Below are 20,726 nucleotides of genomic sequence, written 5' to 3' on the forward strand. Positions count from 1 at the left end.
CATGGCCGCGCTGGACGAGCCGATCGCGATCTCGGCGCTGCAGCACGCGGTCTATTGCCTGCGCCAGGCGGCACTGATCCACATCGAGCGCCTGTGGGAGGAGAACCGTTTCACCGCCGAGGGCCGCGTTCTCCACGATGTCGCCCACACCGCGGGCGAGCGCAAGACCAAGGGCGTGCGCCGCGTCACCGCGCTGCCGCTCGCCTCGGCCCGGCTGAACCTGACCGGCGTCGCCGACCTTGTCGAGTTCCGCCGCGACGGCGATGGCGAAACCGCCTTTCCGGTCGAATACAAGCGCGGCAAGCCGAAGCTGCATCGCGCCGACGAGGTGCAGCTCTGTGCCCAGGCGCTGTGCCTCGAAGAGATGACCGGCCGGCCGGTGCCGGAAGGCGCGCTCTATTACGCCGAGCCGAAGCGCCGCACCGCCGTGCTGTTCGATGCGGATTTGCGGCGCCTCACCGAGGACACAGCGCAGGCGTTCGGCACGCTGGTGGCGGAGGGGCGCACGCCGCCGGCCATCTGGCGGGCGGCGCGCTGCCGGTCGTGCTCGCTGATCGAGGTGTGCCGGCCGAAAGCCACCGCGCGCTCGGCGACCGAGTTTCGCCGCCGGGCCATCGAGGCGCTGCTCGACGATGATCTCGGGGCCGGGCCGTGAAGAAGCTGCTCAACACGCTCTATGTCACCACCGAGGGTGCCGGCCTGCGCAAGGACGGCGAGAACCTGGTGGCCGAGGTCGACGGCGCCGAGCGCGCGCGGCTACCGCTCCATCGCATCGGCTCGGTGGTGGCGGTCGGCGCGGTTTACGTCTCGCCGGCCCTGATCGGCGCGCTGGCGCGCGGCGGCATCGCGCTGGTGCTGCTCGACCGCCAGGGCCGCTTCGAGGCGCGCGTCGAAGGGCCGGTGAGCGGCAATGTGCTGCTGCGCCGCGCACAGTACCGCGCTGCCGAACAGCCGGAGGAGATCGTGCGCAGCATCGTTTCCGCCAAGGTGGCCAATCAGCGCGCGGTGCTGCAGCGCGCGCTGCGCGACCACGGCGATGATTTCGCGCCGGAACGACGGTCGGCAGTGGAGGCCGCGGTCGAGCGGCTGGCGCGCATCCTGCGGCGGGTGGCGTTCGAGGCCGGCGGCGTCGATGTGCTGCGCGGCGCGGAAGGCGAGGCCGCCAACCTCTATTTCGCGGTGTTCGATGATCTTATCCGCGTGCCCGACCCCGCGTTGCGCTTTCGCGGACGCAGCCGGCGGCCGCCGCTCGATGCGGTCAACGCGCTGTTGTCGTTCCTCTACACGCTGCTCACCCATGATTGCCGCGCCGCCGCCGAGGCCAACGGGCTCGACCCGGCAGTGGGGTTCCTGCATCGCGATCGGCCGGGCCGGCCGAGCTTCGCGCTCGATCTGATGGAGGAGTTGCGCCCGGTGTTGGCCGACCGGCTGGCGCTGTCGCTGATCAACCGCCGCCAGCTTTCGACGCGGGACTTCGAAACTCGCGACGGTGGCGCGGTGCTGCTCACCGACGCGGCGCGGAAAACCGTGCTGACCGCCTGGCAGGAACGCAAGAAGGAGGAGCGGCGTCATGCCTTCGTCGACGAGGTCGCGCCGCTCGGCCTCGTGCCGCATCTGCAGGCGCAGCTTCTGGCGCGTCATCTGCGCGGCGACCTCGACGCCTATCCGCCTTGGTTCTGGAAATGAGCATGATGCACATAGCGACATTCGATTTTGCGACGGCAGCATGCTCCCCTCAAGCCTCGAACCGGGCCATTTGAGCCGATGCTGGTTCTGGTCACCTACGACGTCCGGACGTCCGATGCCGGCGGGACAAAACGTCTGCGCCGGGTGGCGAAGGCCTGCCGCGACTATGGACAGCGCGTGCAGTATTCGGTGTTCGAGATCGAGGTCGACCCGGCGCAGTGGGCAGCGCTCCGCGCGAGGCTGGAGGCGGTGATCGACCCGGCCCATGATAGCCTGCGCTATTATCATCTTGGCGCCAACGGGCAGCGCCGGGTGGAGCATGTCGGCGCCAAGCCCAACCTTGATCTCGACGGACCGCTGATCGTCTGAGCGGCGCGTCGAGGTTTCGGCGGCCCGGCGGCACGGTGCGCGAACCACAAGCGTGACCGCGCCCGGCGACACGTTCGCGCCAGTCCTAATAACCTGAAATTGCTATCGAAACATGGAAATTGGCGACACGTGCGGTCGCCGGGCGACCTCGCGCACCGAGGTTCGCGCATCCATGACCGTTTCGAACGTCAGGTTCGTGCGCTATCTGTAGGGCCGTCGCCCCTCGCGCAGGGGCGTGGATCGAAACAGCCGGCGGATGTCGCACTCGATGTCGGAAAGCGTCGCCCCTCGCGCAGGGGCGTGGATCGAAACGACGGTGCCGTCAGACTGTTGCGTCATCGATAGGGTCGCCCCTCGCGCAGGGGCGTGGATCGAAACCGCGCCCGCGCCAGGCAGTTGCGTGACGAGCTCGTCGCCCCTCGCGCAGGGGCGTGGATCGAAACGCCCGGTACATGAAAGAGGCCATCAGCAACGGTGGTCGCCCCTCGCGCAGGGGCGTGGATCGAAACCGATTGCCGCCGCGCCGGTGGTGGTGCACGGCCAGTCGCCCCTCGCGCAGGGGCGTGGATCGAAACAACAGCGTCGTGGGTCTTGACCGTGGCATAGCGTCGCCCCTCGCGCAGGGGCGTGGATCGAAACCGGGAGCACATTCAGCACGAGGTGCTGGTCGACAGTCGCCCCTCGCGCAGGGGCGTGGATCGAAACATGCCCCAGCCGAATTTCTCGTTCTGGGTATCGGGTCGCCCCTCGCGCAGGGGCGTGGATCGAAACGGACTCGGCGCGGTCGACTGGGCCACAGCCGAGCCGTCGCCCCTCGCGCAGGGGCGTGGATCGAAACCCCGGCTACTACTTCGTCCGGCTCGACCTCGCCGACGTCGCCCCTCGCGCAGGGGCGTGGATCGAAACAAAAACCGCGGTGACATTTTTCGCGTGGTCGAGGGTCGCCCCTCGCGCAGGGGCGTGGATCGAAACACCTCGGCGATCTCGACCTTGGCGACCTCGGCCTCGTCGCCCCTCGCGCAGGGGCGTGGATCGAAACGCCATGCCTCGCCGTCTCGGCGGTTTTGGTCGTGTCGCCCCTCGCGCAGGGGCGTGGATCGAAACATCTCGACCAGATCGAGCTTACCGTCCTCGCCGAGTCGCCCCTCGCGCAGGGGCGTGGATCGAAACATTGCCATGATCGTGTTCCTTAAGCGGTGCCAGGTCGCCCCTCGCGCAGGGGCGTGGATCGAAACTTGGGGGCCTTGGGGCCGGTCCCCGTGAAGATGCGTCGCCCCTCGCGCAGGGGCGTGGATCGAAACTCGTTGCTCCGGCTCGACATCGCCGATCCGCGATGGTCGCCCCTCGCGCAGGGGCGTGGATCGAAACCAGCATAGGGCCGGTCAGGTTGACCCCGGCGAGGGGTCGCCCCTCGCGCAGGGGCGTGGATCGAAACACCTCCGAGACCTTCGCGAAGGGCGCCGCCTATGTCGCCCCTCGCGCAGGGGCGTGGATCGAAACATCTACCACGCGCTGACACGGTCACCTGCGATCGTCGCCCCTCGCGCAGGGGCGTGGATCGAAACTCGATCTCCGCCCGCCAGTGGGCATCGCGCTCCGGTCGCCCCTCGCGCAGGGGCGTGGATCGAAACTCGATGATGCCGATCGGCGGGTGCTATTTTGTGCGTCGCCCCTCGCGCAGGGGCGTGGATCGAAACCGCGTCGGCCGCACGGCCTGATCGATTTCGTCGGCGTCGCCCCTCGCGCAGGGGCGTGGATCGAAACCTCCTCACCGCACCCGAGATGGCGCAGCACGACGCGTCGCCCCTCGCGCAGGGGCGTGGATCGAAACGACGGCAAATCGAACAGCAGCAACGCGCGGTCGGGTCGCCCCTCGCGCAGGGGCGTGGATCGAAACCCCTTGGCCGGCGCCCAGGCCGCCTTCCGGCGCGCGTCGCCCCTCGCGCAGGGGCGTGGATCGAAACCGGTGTCGCTCGCTGACCCGGTCGGCGTCACCAAGTCGCCCCTCGCGCAGGGGCGTGGATCGAAACGGCGACCGCCAGCCCGGTCAGCGGCTTGCATGGCGTCGCCCCTCGCGCAGGGGCGTGGATCGAAACGTCGTCGCTGTCGCCATCGGCGATGACGCGGATCGTCGCCCCTCGCGCAGGGGCGTGGATCGAAACCGCACGAAGCGGTCACGCGTCACCCGCTCGGCCACGTCGCCCCTCGCGCAGGGGCGTGGATCGAAACCTGGTCAATTCGTCGTCGTCCTGGTGGCGGTCGGGTCGCCCCTCGCGCAGGGGCGTGGATCGAAACGGTTTCAAATTTGCGCGACATCGTGGCCCCCGGCCGTCGCCCCTCGCGCAGGGGCGTGGATCGAAACAGACTGCCGAGAAGTATGCCGGGCGTGGAGACGGTGTCGCCCCTCGCGCAGGGGCGTGGATCGAAACTATGAGCGACTGCACGCCAAGTGCGATAACACTACCGTCGCCCCTCGCGCAGGGGCGTGGATCGAAACACGTTCTCCCAATTGCGCACGATCAGCGCCGCGCGTCGCCCCTCGCGCAGGGGCGTGGATCGAAACCTCGCCGCGCCAATCAAACTCCTCCGCTTGAAGTCGCCCCTCGCGCAGGGGCGTGGATCGAAACGGCGTAGACCTGCGACACCTTGGTCACCTGTACCGTCGCCCCTCGCGCAGGGGCGTGGATCGAAACGGTACAAGCCGGTGCGGCTGCTCTGGCCAAATGGGTCGCCCCTCGCGCAGGGGCGTGGATCGAAACTTTGATTGCGATCGCCACCCCGCGCTTGGCCGCCAGGTCGCCCCTCGCGCAGGGGCGTGGATCGAAACTGCTGACCGGCTCAGCACGCTCAAGAGCGTTCTGGTCGCCCCTCGCGCAGGGGCGTGGATCGAAACCGCGCATGCATCGAGATAGCCTCGGCGTCGTGAGTCGCCCCTCGCGCAGGGGCGTGGATCGAAACGATCCGTGACATGCCCCGACAATAATGGGCAAGTCGCCCCTCGCGCAGGGGCGTGGATCGAAACGAAGTCGAGCCCGCCGTCGTCATCGCCGCGGCAGCGTCGCCCCTCGCGCAGGGGCGTGGATCGAAACCGCCGCCATGGTGTCGTCGCGCGCTGGCCTGGGGTCGCCCCTCGCGCAGGGGCGTGGATCGAAACAGCGCCAGCACATAGGCGCCGCTCTCGCGCCGGGTCGCCCCTCGCGCAGGGGCGTGGATCGAAACGTCGTCCTCGCCAGCATTTGCAGCTGGGGTGCTTGGTCGCCCCTCGCGCAGGGGCGTGGATCGAAACCCTAGAGAGAGATTTGGGGGTCAAGAACAGCAAGCGGTCGCCCCTCGCGCAGGGGCGTGGATCGAAACCGGTCGCGGACGGCCTTGGGATCCTCGACGATACCGTCGCCCCTCGCGCAGGGGCGTGGATCGAAACACCTCACGCGCTCCGGCGCCTCGGGTGATCGAGCGTCGCCCCTCGCGCAGGGGCGTGGATCGAAACGACAGCCCGTCACGGGCCGCGACCGCCCGAACCTGTCGCCCCTCGCCAGGGGCGTGGATCGAAACAGGAAGCCGCCCGCCACCTGGCGGGCGCTCGTGTCGCCCTCGCGCAGGGGCGTGGATCGAAACATGTCCAGCGAAGCGCGTTCTCAACCGTTCGCGACAAACGGTTTCATGATGGCGCCGCCTTCCTCAAGACCGAGAGCGGCTTCTGTGTCCTGCTGGTCAAGGCGCGCGGTCACCGGGACGCCGCCACCGTGGTCGGCCACACCGGGACGATTTCATCCGGCGAGCGGATTGCTTCACCGAGGCAGAATTCCGCGCGTGAACAAGCCGATGCAGCTGCGAAGATAGCGGATGCGCTCCTGGCGGTCCGGCCACTCAGGATCGCAGCCTTGAAGTTTCAAGGCCACCGCCCCGAACATCAGGTCCATGAGGGCCTTGGCTGCGACATTGGCATCGGCCACATCGATACGGCCGCGCATCCTCTGCATCTCCAGCCATCTGGCGAGGTCCTCGCGCGATCGTTCACCGCCGCGCTCCCGCAGCAGCGCGCGCAGTTCGGGGAACTCCCGCGCCTCGACGACAACGAAGCGGATCAGAGCCATCCGCTCGCGATCGGCCTCGTCGTCGATCTCGATCCGGAATATCCGGGCCAGCGCCTCGTCGATTGCCAGGTCGTCATACTCGCCCGGCAAGGCGAGCATGTCCTGGCGGTGGTCGTCGACCACCGCGCCGAAGACCTCCGTCTTGTTGGGAAACAGCCGGTAGAGCGTGCTCTTGGAGATGCGGCAGCGCGCGACGATGTCCTCCATCGTCGTGCGGGCATACCCTTTTTCCACAAACAGATCGCGCGCCTGACGGGCGATCGCCACGGCCTGCTCCGCATCCGACATCCGCTTCGGCCGTCCGCGGCCGCGCTGTTGCGCAGTCGGGCCGGCCGCCGAGGCACACCGCTCCCCTTGGCCGCCGGGATGCCCGGCGGCGGCCTCGCCGCGGTGTTTCACGATTGACTCCGACATGGTCTCTTGAATATAGGTACGGCCACGTTCTGTAAATGCGAGGCCATGTGTCTTTCGTGCCCCCCTATACCGCCTGTACCCGCCTTCGCCACCTGCTTTTGCCGAGAGTACCGCGCTGGATGACCGCCGGAGCCAGACCCGCAATCGGCCTGGCCCTGGCTTGCATGCTGTCCGCTTGCGACAGCCAGGACGGCTCCGGGCCGAGCGGGGCCGCGGCGAGACGGCCGCAGGTGAGCGTGGTGACGCTGCATCCGCAATCCGTCACCATTACTGCGGAGCTGCCGGGACGCACCACCGCTTCGCTCGTCGCCGAAGTACGCCCCCAGGTCGGCGGCATCATCCAAACGCGGCTGTTCCAGGAGGGTGGCGAGGTCAAGGAAGGCGACGCGCTGTATCGGATCGACCCGGCGAGCTATCAGGCCGCCAGCGACAGCGCCTTGGCCGCCCTGCAGAAGGCGCAGGCCGCCGTGCCGAGCGCCCAGGCAAAGGTCGAGCGCTACCAGGGCCTGATCAAGCAGAACGCCGTCAGCAAGCAGGATCTGGACGATGCCGTCGCCTCGCTCGCGCAAGCGCGGGCCGACGTCGCCTCGGCCAAGGCGACGGTCGAGACCGCCCGGATCAATCTCGATTACACCACGATCCGGGCGCCGATCTCCGGGCGGGTGGACAAATCGACCTTGACGCCCGGCGCCCTGGTGACGGCAAGCCAGGAGACCGCGCTGACGACGATCCGCAAGATCGACCCGATCAACGTGGACGTCACCCAATCGAGCACCAACCTGCTCAATCTGCGCCAGGCGATCGCGGCCGGCCGCATCAAGATCTCGGGCGCGAATATCAGCGTCAAGCTGAAGCTCGAGAACGGCACGATCTACCCGCTTGCCGGCAAGCTCGAATTCGCCGAGTCGTCCGTCAGCGAGACGACCGGCACCTATTCGGTCAGGGCCGAGTTTCCCAACCCCGACCGGCTGCTGCTGCCCGGCATGTATGTGCGCGCCCTGATCGAGGAAGGGGTGGCCGACAACAGCTTCCTGGTGCCGCAGCGGGCCGTCTCCCGCAACACCAAGGGCGAGCCGACCGCGCTCTTCGTCAATGGCGACGGCAAGGTCGAGGAACGTGTCCTCACCATCGGCCAGAGTGTCGGCAACAGCTGGCTCACCAGCGGCGGGGTCGCCGATAACGACCGCATCATCGTCGAAGGCTCGCAACTCGTGCGTCCGGGCCAGGCCGCCGATGCCGTCGAGGCCATCATCGACGAGACCACCGGCGAAGTGCGCGAACGCAGGCAGGGCTCCATTCCCGCGCATGAACACATGAGGACGGCCCGCAACAGCGCGAATGGCCCGTCCGCTGACGGGCCTGCCGCCGCGGCGAAGGACTGAGGCGGCCATGTCGGAGTTCTTCATCAACCGGCCCAACTTCGCCTGGGTCATCGCCATCGTAATCATGCTGGGCGGGCTTCTGGCCCTGAACTCGCTGTCGATCTCGCAATATCCGCAGATCGCGCCGACCACCGTGCGCATCAACGCCACCTACGCCGGCGCCGATGCCGAGACCGTCGAGAATTCGGTGACCAAGGTCATCGAGCAGGGCATGACCGGCATCGACAATCTCGACTATATGACCGCGACTTCGACCTCGACCGGGTCGTCGTCGCTGACGCTCACCTTCACCAGCGCGGCCAACTCGGACGTGGCGCAGATGCAGGTGCAGAACAAGCTGCAGCTCGTCACCTCGCAGCTTCCCCAGATCGTGCAGAGCACGGGCATCACCGTAACCAAGTCCTCCGACAGCTTCCTGATGGTCATCGGGTTCGTATCGACCGATGGCAAGCTGAACGCGACGGACCTGGCCGATTATGTCGACAGCACGCTCAACGATACGCTGAAGCGGGTCGCCGGCGTCGGCAACACGCAGATTTTCGGGTCGAGCTATGCCATGCGCATCTGGCTCGATCCCGACAAGCTCGCCAAATACGCGCTGATGCCGAGCGACATCGCCACGGCGATCGAAGCGCAGAACACGCAGGTCTCGGCCGGGCAGCTCGGCGCGCAGCCTGCCCGCAACGGCCAGCAACTCAACGCAACAGTCACCGCGCGGAGCCGGCTGCAGACGCCCGAGCAGTTCCGCAACATCATCCTCAAGAGCACGACCGACGGTTCGCTCGTGCGTCTCAATGACGTGGCGCGCGTCGAACTGGGCGCCGAGAGCTATACCAACACGTCGAGCTACAACGGCATGCCGGCAGCCGGCCTCGCCGTCAATCTGGCGACCGGTGCGAACGCCATCAGCACGGCTGAAGCGGTGCAGAACACGATCGCGCGGCTGGAAGGCACGTTTCCGCAGGGCGTGAAGGTCGTCTACCCCTATGACACGACGCCCTTCGTTCGGTTGTCGATCGAAGAGGTCGTCAAGACCCTGGCGGAAGCGATCGTCCTCGTCTTCGTCGTCATGCTGGTGTTCCTCCAGAACATCCGCGCGACGCTGATCCCGACACTCGCGGTACCCGTCGTCCTGCTCGGCACGTTCGGCGTGCTCGCGCTGTTCGGCTATTCGATCAACACGCTGACCATGTTCGCCATGGTGCTCGCCATCGGCCTGCTCGTCGACGACGCCATCGTCGTCGTCGAGAATGTCGAGCGCGTCATGCAGGAGGAAGGCCTGTCGCCGAAGGAGGCGACGCGCAAGTCGATGCGCGAGATCACCGGCGCGCTGATCGGCATCGCCACCGTCCTGTCGGCGGTGTTCGTCCCGATGGCGTTCTTCGGCGGCTCGGTCGGCGTCATCTATCGGCAGTTTTCGGTGACGATCGTCTCGGCGATGATCCTGTCCGTCGTGGTCGCGCTGATCCTCACGCCCGCGCTCTGCGCGACGATTCTGAAGCCAGGCAAGGACCACGCGGCAACGAAGGGCCCGTTCGGCTGGTTCAATCGCGCCTTCGACCGCACCGCCCTTGGCTATCGACGCGGCGCCAGCGCCGTCATCCATCGCAGCAGGCGCTTTCTCGTCGTCTTCCTCCTCATCGTCGTCGCGATGGGCGTGATGTTCCTGCGCCTGCCGAGCTCGTTCTTGCCACAGGAAGACCAGGGTATCCTCATCACCAGCGCGCAACTGCCGGTCGGCGCCACGCAGGACCGCACCGAGCGGGTGCTGAAGCAGGTCACCGACCATTATCTCAACAACGAAAAAGATGCCGTCGAGGGCGTCATGACCGTGGTCGGGTTCGGCTTCGGCGGCCAGGGCCAGAATGTCGGCATCGCGTTCGTGCGGCTCAAGGACTTCGAGCAGCGGAAATCGGCCGATCTGTCCGCGAACGCCGTTGCGCGACGTGCGATGGCGGCGTTCTCGAAGATCCGGGACGGACGGGTGTTCGCGCTGGCGCCGCCGGCCATCCAGGGCATGGGGAACTCCAACGGCTTCGATTTCTACCTGCAGGACGTCAATGGCGCCGGCCATGCCAAGCTGATCGAGACCCGCAACCTGCTGCTGGGCCTTTCCGCCAAGAGCAAGCTGCTCGCCAACACCCGTCCCAACGGACAAGAGGACTCGCCGCAATTCGCGATCGATATCGACCAGGAGAAGGCGAGCGCGCTCGGCGTCAGCCTGGCCGACATCAACACCACGCTGTCGACCGCCTGGGGCAGCGACTACGTCAATGACTTCATCGATCGCGGTCGCATCAAGCCGGTCTATCTCCAGTCGGATGCCGATTTCCGCATGCAGCCGGAAGATCTCGGCAAGTGGCAGGTTCGCAACTCCGCCGGCACGATGGTGCCGTTCTCGTCCTTCGCCTCCAGCCATTGGACCTATGGCTCGCCGCGCCTCGAACGCTACAACGGCGCCGCCGCCGTCCAGATCCAGGGCGAAGCCGCCGCGGGCGTGAGTTCCGGCGCCGCCATGACCGAGGTCGACACGCTCGTCGCGCAACTGCCCGCCGGTTATGCCCATGAATGGACCGGGCTGTCCTATCAGGAGCGGCTGTCGGGCAATCAGGCGGCCGCGCTTTACGCGATCTCGGTGCTCGTCGTCTTCCTTTGCCTGGTCGCCCTTTATGAAAGCTGGTCGATCCCCTTGGCCGTCATGCTGTCGGTGCCGGTCGGAGTGTTCGGCGCGCTGTCGGCCGCAGTGCTGTTCGGGCAAACCAACGATGTCTATTTCAAGGTCGGTCTGCTGACGACCATCGGCCTTGCCGCCAAGAACGCCATCCTTATCGTGGAATTTGCGCTCGAGCGGCAGGCGGGCGGCCTGAGCGTGGTCGAGGCCACGCTGGACGCGGCCAAGCAGCGGCTGCGGCCGATCCTGATGACGTCGTTCGCCTTCATCCTCGGCGTCACCCCGCTCGCCATCGCCAGCGGCGCGGGCTCGGGCGCGCAAAACGCCATCGGTATCGGCGTCATGGGCGGCATGATCGCCGCGACCGTGCTTGGGATCTTCTTCGTGCCGTTGCTGTTCGTCGCGGTGCGCCGCGTCTTCAAGGGAAAGCCAAGGCAGGGCGGGTCGGACCAGCAGCCGGAGCCGGTCTCGACCAGCCCGGCCGGAGCCGGCCAATGAGCGCGTCACGGAGCAGGAACACCCTCGCCAAGCCCGACGGCAACAAGGGCCACCGCCGCCGGCGCGCCGCCCTCAAGCGCCTCGCCGTTCTGTTGGCGAGCATCGCTCTCGCCGGCTGCGTGGTCGGGCCCGACTATCAAAAGCCCTCGCTCGCCCTTCCCGCGACATGGGGAGCCACCAAGCGGGCCGCGCCGCCGAAGCCACCCGAACTCGCCGAATGGTGGCGGCGGCTGAACGATCCGTTGCTGAACGACCTGATCCAGCAGGCCGTGGCGGGCAATCTCGACGTCGCGACCTCGAAGGCGAGGATCCGCGAGGCACGCGCCAGTCACCGCCAAGCCGTCGGCGCGCTGTTTCCGACCGTCACGAATTCCGAATCGGCCTCGCGCAGCACGAGTGCGTCGTCCTCCGCCGGATCGGGCACCACTGCCAACCAGTTCCAAGCCGGGCTCGATGCAAGCTGGGAAATCGATCTGTTCGGCGCCAACCGGCGAGCCATCGAGGCGGCGCGCTACGGCATGGATGCCGCCGAGGAGGAGCTGCGTTCGACGCTGCTCACCCTGATCGGCGACGTCGCCTCCAACTATGTCGAGGCGCGCGGCTATCAGGCCCGCATCGCCCTGGCCCAGCGCACCGCGACCTCGCAGCAGGAGACCGCGGCCCTCACCCGCCGCAAGTTCGAGGCGGGCGCCTCGTCGGCCGTCGATGTCGCCAATGCGGCCGGACAGGCCGCCAGCACCGAAGCCAACATTCCCGACCGCGAAGCCTCCTATGCCCAGGCGGTGCACCGGCTTTCCATCCTCACCGGCCGGCCGCCCGCCGCACTGACCAATCGCCTCCGCAAACAGGCGGCCATCCCGCGGCCCAGGCTTCCGGTTCCCACCGGCATCCCGGCCGGCATCCTGCTGACCCGTCCGGACGTGCGCCTCGCCGAGCGGCAATATGCGCAATACACCGCCAAGGTCGGCCAGGCCGAAGCGGCGCGCTATCCGAGCGTCGGCCTGACCGGGAGCATCGCCACCTCCGGCACCGGGGTCGGCGACCTCGGGAAAAGCTCGTCGATCAGCTGGTCGTTCGGCCCGACGGTGACGGTCCCGATCTTCAACGGCGGGCAGCTCAAGGCGGCCGTCGAGGTCGCGGAGGCGCAGCGCGACCAGTATTTTCTCGCCTATCGGTCGTCGGTGCTGACCGCGCTCGAAGATGTCGAGAACGCCATCGTCTCCCTGGCGCAGGAACGCATCAAGAGCGGCAAGCTCGCCAGCTCCGTAATGCAATATCGCGAAGCGGCCACTCTCGGCCGCTCGCTCTACCAATCCGGCTCGCAGAGCTTCCTCAACCTGCTCGAAGCGGAGCGCTCGCTCTATTCGGCGGAAGATTCGCTCATCGCCAGCCAGGTCGCCATCACCACCGATTACATCGCGCTCAACAAGGCGCTCGGCGGTGGCTGGAGCGGCACGATCGACGCGTCGAAGCCGGAGGTGATCGATACCAACACCGGCCCGCATCTCGCCGTGTCGGGCACCCGGTCCAACCCGGTCGCCAATCAGAACTGAAACGAAGCGGCTCGAAAGAAGGAAAGCCGCCGAGCCGGCGGATACGCGCCGTTTCGGCTGACGCTAGTGCGATGGTCGCCGGCAGCGTTTGCGCCGTCCGCGATCTGCATGCACTCGACCGCATGTCGCCAACGGCTCGGCATTTCGCCGCAACAGCCCCGAACGCGCTATCGCGTTCGGCATCATTCACCCCGCATGGCAAAGGGTCCGAGGGCGGCACCGGCAACGGAATCCGAGAGCTGTTCCGCGAGAAGAACATCGGCGTCATTCTCGTGCTTCACGACATCAACATGGCGGCACGCTTCTGCGACAAAATCACCGCGCTGCATTCTGGCAGGCTGGTGGCGCAGGACATTCCGATCCACCGAACATGAAACCGTCGGTCGTTCCGGGCGAAGCGAAGCTGAGACTCCGAACCCATGATCCGCGACGTTTCCGGCAACGGCAGCGCGAGCGATGCCGCGCAGCTAGGGGCGATGCGGCCATCGCCCCTAGCGCATCGAGACCTCGACGCCATCACCCCGCGCGAAGCGCGATACGCGCGGCCCCCTCAATCCAGCGTGCGCCGGAAGCGGGTGACCGCAATCGTCATGGCCACCAGCATCAGGCCGCCGAGCGCGGCCGCCTCCAACTGAAGGTCGGCGAAGGTGGCGCCCTTCAGGATCAGCGCCCGCACGATGCGGATGAAGTGGGTGAGCGGCAGCGCCTCGCCGATCCATTGCGCCCAAAGCGGCATCCCCGCGAACGGGAACATGAAGCCGCTCATCAGGATGTTGGGCAGGAAGAACATCATCGTCATCTGCATCGCCTGAAGCTGATTCTGGGCGATGGTGGAGAAGGTGTAGCCGATGGCGAGGTTGGTGGCGATGAACAGCGTGGTCAGCGCCGCCAGCAGCGCCAGATTGCCGAGGATCGGCACGTCGAACAGCGCCACGCCGGCGGTGAGGATCAGGCCGGCCTGGAACGCGCCGATCAGGATATAGGGCAGGATCTTGCCCAGCATGATTTCCAGCGGCGAGATCGGCAGCGACAGCAGGCTTTCCATGGTGCCGCGCTCGGTCTCCCGCGTCACCGACAGCGCGGTGAAGATCAGCATGGTCATGGTGAGGATGGTGCCGAGCAGCCCCGGCACGATGTTGAGCTGGGTGAGCCCGGCGGGGTTGTAGCGGCGATGCTGGCGAAACTCGAACGCCGGCGCCGAGACCTCCGGCACCGCGCGGCTGTGGGCCAGCGCCGTGGTCACCAGCTTGTCGAGCACGCCGAGCGCGGAGCCGGAGGCGACGGGATCGGTGGCATCGGCCGAGACCAGCAGCGCCGGGGTTTCGCCGCGGCGCAGCGCCCGCTCGAACCCGGCCGGAATCTCGACCGCAAACAGCACCTCGCCCGACGCCAGCACGCGGTCGAACTCGACCTCGTCGGAGAGGATGCGGGTGACCTTGAAATAGCGCGTGGTCTGCAGCGCCGCGATGATCGAGCGCCCGACATCGCTCGATTCCTGCATCAGCACCGCGGTCGGCAGAAAGCGCGGCGTGGTGTTGATGGCGTAGCCGAACAGCACCAGCTGCAGCAGCGGGATCGACACCATGGTGGCGAGCGTGATGCGGTCGCGGCGCAGCTGCAGCAGCTCCTTCACCACCATGGCGAACACCCGGCGCAGGAAGCCGCCGCGACGCCGGTCCGAGGTGTTGGTCGAGGTCATTGGACAGTGTCCGTCACGCCAACAACGATAATCCTCAATGCCTCGTCATCCCGGGCCGAGCGCAGCGAGGACCCGGGATCGTCGGCAGGATCGTGCTTGCTTGCTATGCGATCCCGGGTCGCGCGGCGGATGCTCGGCAGTCCGCCGCTTGCCCGGGATGACAAGAGGCACAGGCTCATTGAAAATTGTCCTTCGAGCGCGTCATCAGATCGATGAAGACATCCTCCAGCGTCGGCTCGGACGGCTCCCACACCAAGGCCGGGTCGGCACGGAGCGGCGCGATCGCCGCCTCCAGCGCCGCGCGGTCGCGGCCGCAGACGTGCAGGCTGGTGCCGAACGGCGCCACCATGTCGACGCCGGGCGTCGCCGCCAGCGTCCGGTCGAGCTGCGTCAGATTGCCGGTACCGGCTCGGCTGCTGACGGTGAAAGTGGTCAGGCCCGATTTTCCGATCACCTCATCGACGGTGCCGTGCACCAGCAGGTCGCCATAGGCGATGTAGGCGATCTCGTGGCAGCGCTCGGCCTCGTCCATGTAGTGGGTGGAGACCAGCACGGTGAGGCCCTCGGCGGCGAGCTGATGGATCTCGTTCCAGAACTCGCGCCGCGCCTTGGGGTCGACGCCGGCGGTCGGCTCGTCGAGCAACAGCAGTTGCGGCTCGGGCAGCGTGCAGGCGCCGAGCGCGAGGCGCTGCTTCCAGCCGCCAGACAGCGAGCCGGCGAGCTGCTCGCCGCGCCCTTCCAAGCCCAGCCGCTTGATCATGCTGGCCGCCGCCCCGCGCGGATCGGCGAGGCCGTAGAGCCGCGCCACGAACTCCAGGTTCTCGCGCACCGACAGGTCCTGGTAGAGGCTGAAGCGCTGCGTCATGTAGCCGACGTGCCGCTTGATCTTGTCGGCCTCGGTCAGGATGTCGTAGCCAAGGCAGGTGCCGCGGCCGGCATCCGGCGTCAGCAGCCCGCACAGCATGCGGATGGTGGTGGTCTTGCCGGAGCCGTTGGGGCCGAGAAAACCGTAGATGGTGCCGCGCTTCACCGTCATCGACAGATCGCGCACCACGACGTGGCCGTCGAACGCCTTGGTCAGGCCCTCGACCGCGATGGCGATATCGGCGTCAGCGGCCTGCCCGGTCATCGCGCCCTCGCCGGGCTCGGCGCCGCGGCGGGCGGCTCCGGCGTGCGCACCTGCACCGGCTGGCCGACCCGGAACGCGGCGGGATCGTCCGGCTTTGCCTCGACCATGAACACCAGCTTGGCGCGCTCCTCCAGGGAGTAGATCACCGGCGGCGTGAACTCGGCCTGGCGCGAGATGAAGCTGACCTTGGCCGAAAGGCCCGGCGCACAGCCGTCGCACGCCACCGTCACCTTATCGCCGAGCGCGATAAGCGGCAGCCGGCCCTGCGGCAGGAAGAAGCGGATCTTGAGATTGGCGGGCGGCAGCAGCGCCACCACCGGGCGGCCGGCGCCGACCACCTCGCCAGGGCGGAAATAGACCTGCTGCACCGTGCCCCCGACCGGGCTTGCCACCTTGCGGCGGGCGAGGCGGGTGCGCGCGGCATCGACCCGCGCCGCCGCGTCGCGCATCAAGGCCTGCGCCTCGTCGAAGGTCCGCTGGGTGCCGGTGCGGGTCTTGAGCAATTCCTCGGCGCGGGCGAACGCGCTCTTTGCGTTGAGCTGCTGGGCCTCGGCAGAGGCGAGGTCGGACCGCTGCAGATCGGTGTCGATCCCGAACAACTCGGCGCCGACGCTGACGATTCCGCCCTCCTCGACCGCCAGCGTCTCGACCCGCCCGGACTCGTCCGGCCCGACAAAGATCATGTCGGCCTCGACCCAGCCCTGATAGGTTACGTCGGCGTTACCGCAGCCGGCGAGCAGCGCACACACCACGACGGCAGCGATACGGCTCATGCCGCCCTCCCCGAGGCGAACAGGATGTCGAGGTGGGCGCGCATCAGCGCCGCGACGTCGAGCGGCGCGAACCGCTGGAACATCCCGCCCCAGATCAGCCCCATCAGCACCGGCGCCACCACCAACTGCGGGAAGTGCACCAGCGCCGGGTTGCCGATCTCGCCAGAGGCGACGCCCCGCGCCAGCAGCCGGTCGAGCACGGCGAGCGCACGGCTCACCACCTCGCGGTAATAGAACTCGGCGAGCGCCGGAAAGCGCGGTCCCTCCGCGATCACCAGCCGAATAACGTCGGCGAGGCGGGTCGACAGCACGTCATGCACGATGTGAGCGAGGAACGCCTCGACCACCGGCCGCACCGGCCCCTCCGCCGGCAGCGCCTCGACCGCGGCAATGTGCGGCACCAGCATGGCGCGGACCAGCTCCTCGAACAGGGCCTGTTTATCCTGGAAATAGAGATAGATGGTGCCCTTGGCCACGCCGGCGCGGCGGGCGACGTCGTCCAGCCGCGCCGCCGCGAAGCCGCAGGCGGCGAATTCCTCCAACGCCGCAGCGAGGATGTCGGCCCGCCGCGCCGCACTTCGTTCGGCGCGCCCGGCTGGGCGCCTGGCGCCGCCGGGAGCGGCGGGATTCGCCATCGGCGCCACCGTCGCGGTGCGGCCCGCCGGCCGCCCGGCTTTGGGCGCCGGCCGCGGGCGAGCAACTCGATCCGAATGTTCTGCCATCGATAAATAATGACTGACCAGTCAGTCATATTCAATCCGGACTGCCCCTGAGCACCTGTGAAGCAACTGTTCTGTGGAACGCGACCGCCGAACGCGGCCAAGGCTGGCGCCCGCCCCGGCACCCGTTACAGTAAATATCGTGGCGAGTTACCCGTCATGGTCGCGCCGACGGGTTGGAGCGTGTTCGGAGAGGGCGCATGGGTCGGCGCCGGGTGATCGCCGCCGGGATGCTGTGCTGCGCGGCAGCAACCCTGCCGGCGGCGGCCGCCGACCGGCCGGAGTCCGCGCCGCTGCCGCAATGGCTGCTGTTTTCCGGCGCCGACGCCTCCATTCGGTCGACCACCGGCTGGATCGGCGGCGAATATGCGGCCGATGGGCTCGACAAATCCGGGCTTCGGCTGCGCGGCGTCATCGGCAGCGGCAGCTATCGCACCGGCCACCCGAGCCTGTCGGCCGCCGACATCAACGTCGACAAGCGTTTCGCCACCTTCTCGGTCGGGCACGGCTGGGTCGCGCCGACCTGGCGGGCGGCGGTGTTCGCCGGCACCGACCTCGACGCCCGCAGCCCCGATGTCGCCGGCGCCGCGCCCGGCGACCGCGGCACCCGGCTCGGCGCCACGCTCGGCGCGGAATTGTGGGCAACTCCCTCGCCGGCGGTCCAGGTCACCGCGTCGCTCGGCGTCGCCACCACGCGGTCATCGTGGGCGTTTCGCACCGGCATCTGCCACCGGATCGGATCGCTGTGCCTCGGCGCCGACGCTGCGTCGATCGGCGACGCGGCCGGCTCCGAGCTGCGGCTGGGCGCCGCCGTCGCCGGGCTGTCCCTTGGCGCGCTCGAAATGCGAATCGGCGGCGGCCTCGCCCGCAAGAACGACGGCGACCGCGGCTGTTACGGCTACCTGTCGGCTTGGCAACGGTTCTGAACCGACGGGCCCGTTCACAATGGCGTGGCGGTGCCGCGAGCGTGGGCATCGTCCGCCGCGGTGTCGGAAATATCCCACCCATGTGAGTTTTGCGCCGACAGCGCGCCATCGCCAGTCATCTTTCGTTAACCACGCCAGCGAGATACCCGCGACCGCGGTTCGGGCGCGCAGCCGCCAAAGCTGGCATATTGCCGGATCAAAATCGCTTTCCCGGCGGCCAGCAACGCAAACACGGCATTGAAACTGGATTTCGCGTACGTGCTTGGGTTAGCGCATTTCCGCTGATGCGACTGGTTCTAACTTGCGCAATACTTTACATTGGCGTGTTGGATCAGCCCCGGCTTAACCGTGGCGGCCAATTGACCCGGCACGGTCGACCACGCCAGATGACGGGCGGTCACGACGTCATTATCCGATGGTTTAGGTCGACAGGGACCAAAATTCGAGGCCTGCTTATGCGACCGGGGATGGCGATGTCGTTCGACACTGCCAACCTGGGTTCGGGGCTGGAAATCGACAGAACCGAGATGAGAAAAAAGATCGAACTACCAGCGAAGACCTGTGCGGCATGCCACCGCCCCTTCGTCTGGACCAAGAAATCGGCGCGGGTCTGGAACGACACGCACTTCTGCTCGGAGCAATGCCGCCACGCGGCGCCATTGCGGGTGGGAATGCAGTGCGAACCGGTCAGCGCTCGGGGTGTTGGCGTGGCCCTCCGGCTGCGGTGAGGCGCCCACGCGGCGACTGACGCGCGGCACGCGCGGCGTCCAGTGCCTGCGGCGTGTCGACGTCGAGTAAGGCGCCCTCCCCATCCACCGCCACCTCGGCCACGCTGTCCGGGTGGGCTGCGATCAGATGGCGGGCGCCGACATCGCCTTCCAGGCGGCACAGATCGGCGAAAAACCGCCGCGCCCACAACACCGGATTGCCGCGACGGCCCGCACAGGCCGGCACCACCACCAGCGCACCGCGGGCGGGATCGAACGCCGCCACCACGCGGTTGATCAGGGCGGCGTCGACGTCCGGCATGTCAGCCAGCACCACCACGGCCGCCTCCGCCGCATCGGGCACCGCCGCGATGCCGGCCCGGATCGAACTGGACAGCCCCTCGGCATGGGCCTCGTTCACGGCCACCGCTACCGGCAACCCCGCAAGCGCCGCCACCACCTGGTCTCGCTGGTGGCCGACCACCACGACCACCGGGCCGGCGCGGGACGCCAGCGCGGCCTCGACCGCATGGCGCACCAGTGGCCGCCTGCCGAGGTTCTCGAGCAGCTTGTTCGGCCCGCCCATCCGGGTTGAGCGCCCCGCCGCCAGCACCACCGCCGCAACGCGCGGCGGCGCCGGGATCGGCCGCTCGGTGCGCGGCTGCGGCCGGGTCACGATCTCCATCAGCAAACCACCGACGCCGAAGCCCATGATGTCGGCGCGCGTGACCTTGAGGCCGGCCACCAGTCGCGCCAGCACCCAGTCAAACCCATTTTCCTTGGGTGAGCGGGCAAAGCCCGGCGCGCCAAGCACCGGCAACTTCACGATGCCGGCTCCGCCACATCCGCGCCTGGGCGGCGCTCAGGTCGGCGCCCGGCCCGGCGCAGCGTCGCCGTGACCTCGGCCAGGATGGCCAGGGCGATCTCGGCCGGCGACTGTGCGCCGAGGTCGAGCCCGATCGGGGCATGGACGCGGGCGATGTCGCCATCGCCGAAGCCTGCCGCCTTCAGGCGTTCGACCCGCTTGGCGTGGGTTCGCCGCGAGCCGAGCGCGCCGACATAGAACACCCCGGACGCGAGCGCCGCCATCAGGCAGGGGTCGTCGATCTTGGGATCGTGAGTCAGCGCCATCACCGCGGTGCGGCGGTCGAGACCGAGCCGCGCCAGCGCCGTATCCGGCCATTCCGCAACCAGTTCGGCGTTGGGAAACCGATCGGCGGTGGCGAACGCCGCGCGCGGATCGATGATGACGACGTCATAGCCGAGCAGCCGGGCCATCGGCACCAGGGCCTGGGAAATATGAACCGCGCCGGTGACGAGCAGTCGCGGCGGCGGCATAACGATATTGAAGAATAGCCGCGGCCGGCCGCCGACCGCGACCAGACTGCTTTCGCCGGCCGCCAGCGCCTCGGCGAACAGCGGCGCCAGCGGGTCGCTGCCAACCTCCGCCACTTTGATCAGCCGCTGGTCGCCGGTGGCGATGTCAGTGACCAGCACTGCTAGCCGGCGAGCGGCGCGCTCGGCATTCAAATCGGCAAGCAGGCTCAGTCGCATGGCCGGTCACCACCTGCTGTTCTGCCCCATGCGACGGGTTGGCGAGGCCAGCGTCTCACTCCCTCAAGCGACCCAACACACCACATTCGGCCATCGCTCGTCGAGACCGCGCTCCGGGCTGGCAAGGGTGAGGCGGGCGGCGACGTTACGGGTTACGAAACGGCTATCACTGCACCCGCTCGACATAAACCTTGATGCGGCCGCCGCACGACAGCCCGGCCCGCCACGCCGTCTCATCGGTGACGCCGAATTCAAGCAGCCGCGGCGTTCCGCTGGCGATGACGTCGAGCGCCTCCGTCACCACCTCGCCTTCGACACAGCCGCCCGACACCGAGCCGAGGAAGGCGCCGGCACCGTCGACGACGAGGTGGCTGCCGACCGGGCGCGGCGCCGAACCCCAGGTCTCGACCACGGTGGCGAGCGCGACCTCGCGCCCCTCCCCCCGCCAGCGCTCGGCGATGGCCAGGATGTCGTCGGTGGGTTGCATCATCTCTCCCGCCTTCATCAGGTCGCTTGCAGCCATCGTCTGGGATCGAACACACCGGCAAGCCG

General features: G+C 68.1%; 15 protein-coding genes, 2 pseudogenes and 1 CRISPR repeat array. Of the genes and pseudogenes, 9 read left to right on the plus strand and 8 right to left on the minus strand.

Translation table 11 applies throughout. The annotated features are described in order from the left end of the window. The first annotated feature begins 1 nt into the window (after position 1). The 3 genes from cas4 to cas2 all read left to right on the plus strand — a co-directional run bounded on the left by cas4 (position 2) and on the right by cas2 (position 2,055). Positions 2-655 (plus strand): CRISPR-associated protein Cas4, encoded by a 654-nt coding sequence (cas4, locus tag BVIR_RS10790; RefSeq protein ID WP_055037666.1) that lies wholly within the window; start codon positions 2-4, stop codon positions 653-655. After that, a complete protein-coding gene (gene cas1c / locus BVIR_RS10795) occupies positions 652-1,686 on the plus strand; it encodes a type I-C CRISPR-associated endonuclease Cas1c (protein WP_055037667.1) in 1,035 nt (344 codons plus the stop codon). Before cas4 ends, cas1c begins: the two co-directional genes overlap by 4 nt. A 78-nt stretch (positions 1,687-1,764) precedes the next feature. Beyond that, positions 1,765-2,055: a CRISPR-associated endonuclease Cas2 gene (cas2, locus tag BVIR_RS10800; RefSeq protein ID WP_055037668.1), complete on the plus strand. Its 291-nt coding sequence runs from the start codon at positions 1,765-1,767 to the stop codon at positions 2,053-2,055. Positions 2,056-2,270: 215 nt separating this feature from the next. Continuing rightward, positions 2,271-5,542: a CRISPR direct-repeat array (repeat unit 32 nt; unit sequence GTCGCCCCTCGCGCAGGGGCGTGGATCGAAAC). Positions 5,543-5,843: 301 nt separating this feature from the next. Here the strand turns inward: cas2 and BVIR_RS10805 are convergent. Next, a complete protein-coding gene (locus BVIR_RS10805) occupies positions 5,844-6,548 on the minus strand; it encodes a TetR/AcrR family transcriptional regulator (protein ID WP_055038831.1) in 705 nt (234 codons plus the stop codon). Between the two features lie 134 nt (positions 6,549-6,682). Between BVIR_RS10805 and BVIR_RS10810 the strand changes: the two genes are divergently transcribed. The 4 genes and pseudogenes from BVIR_RS10810 to BVIR_RS17240 form a co-directional block, all read left to right on the plus strand. After that, positions 6,683-7,945: an efflux RND transporter periplasmic adaptor subunit gene (locus tag BVIR_RS10810; protein WP_055037669.1), complete on the plus strand. Its 1,263-nt coding sequence runs from the start codon at positions 6,683-6,685 to the stop codon at positions 7,943-7,945. 7 nt (positions 7,946-7,952) lie between these two features. Next, a complete protein-coding gene (locus BVIR_RS10815) occupies positions 7,953-11,114 on the plus strand; it encodes an efflux RND transporter permease subunit (RefSeq protein ID WP_055038832.1) in 3,162 nt (1,053 codons plus the stop codon). After that, the gene (locus tag BVIR_RS10820; protein ID WP_082417007.1) at positions 11,111-12,667 is read left to right on the plus strand and encodes an efflux transporter outer membrane subunit; all 1,557 of its coding nucleotides are present in this window, start codon (positions 11,111-11,113) and stop codon (positions 12,665-12,667) included. Before BVIR_RS10815 ends, BVIR_RS10820 begins: the two co-directional genes overlap by 4 nt. A 230-nt stretch (positions 12,668-12,897) precedes the next feature. Continuing rightward, a pseudogene (locus BVIR_RS17240) lies at positions 12,898-13,026 on the plus strand (Fe3+-hydroxamate ABC transporter ATP-binding protein FhuC); the annotation flags it as partial. A gap of 191 nt (positions 13,027-13,217) precedes the next feature. Here the strand turns inward: BVIR_RS17240 and BVIR_RS10830 are convergent. The 4 genes from BVIR_RS10830 to BVIR_RS17345 form a co-directional block, all read right to left on the minus strand. Continuing rightward, positions 13,218-14,366, minus strand: a complete 1,149-nt coding sequence (locus BVIR_RS10830; RefSeq protein ID WP_055037671.1) for an ABC transporter permease — start codon at positions 14,364-14,366, stop codon at positions 13,218-13,220. Between the two features lie 175 nt (positions 14,367-14,541). Beyond that, positions 14,542-15,495 (minus strand): ABC transporter ATP-binding protein, encoded by a 954-nt coding sequence (locus BVIR_RS10835; protein ID WP_055037672.1) that lies wholly within the window; start codon positions 15,493-15,495, stop codon positions 14,542-14,544. After that, positions 15,492-16,268: an HlyD family secretion protein gene (locus tag BVIR_RS10840; RefSeq protein ID WP_055037673.1), complete on the minus strand. Its 777-nt coding sequence runs from the start codon at positions 16,266-16,268 to the stop codon at positions 15,492-15,494. The genes BVIR_RS10835 and BVIR_RS10840 overlap by 4 nt, the downstream gene beginning before the upstream one ends. Next, positions 16,265-16,903: a TetR/AcrR family transcriptional regulator gene (locus BVIR_RS17345; protein WP_060832986.1), complete on the minus strand. Its 639-nt coding sequence runs from the start codon at positions 16,901-16,903 to the stop codon at positions 16,265-16,267. The genes BVIR_RS10840 and BVIR_RS17345 overlap by 4 nt, the downstream gene beginning before the upstream one ends. A 284-nt stretch (positions 16,904-17,187) precedes the next feature. On the opposite strand from BVIR_RS17345, the gene bcsS reads away from it, so the two are divergent. After that, the gene (bcsS, locus tag BVIR_RS10850) at positions 17,188-17,913 is read left to right on the plus strand and encodes a cellulose biosynthesis protein BcsS (RefSeq protein ID WP_055037675.1); all 726 of its coding nucleotides are present in this window, start codon (positions 17,188-17,190) and stop codon (positions 17,911-17,913) included. Between the two features lie 473 nt (positions 17,914-18,386). Then, positions 18,387-18,641 (plus strand): DUF2256 domain-containing protein, encoded by a 255-nt coding sequence (locus BVIR_RS16465; RefSeq protein ID WP_335338117.1) that lies wholly within the window; start codon positions 18,387-18,389, stop codon positions 18,639-18,641. A 28-nt stretch (positions 18,642-18,669) separates the two neighbouring features. On the opposite strand, the pseudogene BVIR_RS10860 reads toward BVIR_RS16465, so the two are convergent. From BVIR_RS10860 to BVIR_RS10870, 3 genes and pseudogenes are all read right to left on the minus strand, one after another. Further along, positions 18,670-19,440 (minus strand): annotated as a pseudogene (locus BVIR_RS10860) (nucleotidyltransferase family protein); the annotation flags it as partial. A 2-nt stretch (positions 19,441-19,442) separates the two neighbouring features. Continuing rightward, positions 19,443-20,174: an XdhC family protein gene (locus BVIR_RS10865; RefSeq protein WP_055037678.1), complete on the minus strand. Its 732-nt coding sequence runs from the start codon at positions 20,172-20,174 to the stop codon at positions 19,443-19,445. A 166-nt stretch (positions 20,175-20,340) separates the two neighbouring features. Further along, a complete protein-coding gene (locus BVIR_RS10870; RefSeq protein WP_055038834.1) occupies positions 20,341-20,664 on the minus strand; it encodes an XdhC family protein in 324 nt (107 codons plus the stop codon). Positions 20,665-20,726 lie beyond the last annotated feature (62 nt).

Source organism: Blastochloris viridis, assembly GCF_001402875.1.
Lineage (GTDB): Bacteria > Pseudomonadota > Alphaproteobacteria > Rhizobiales > Xanthobacteraceae > Blastochloris > Blastochloris viridis.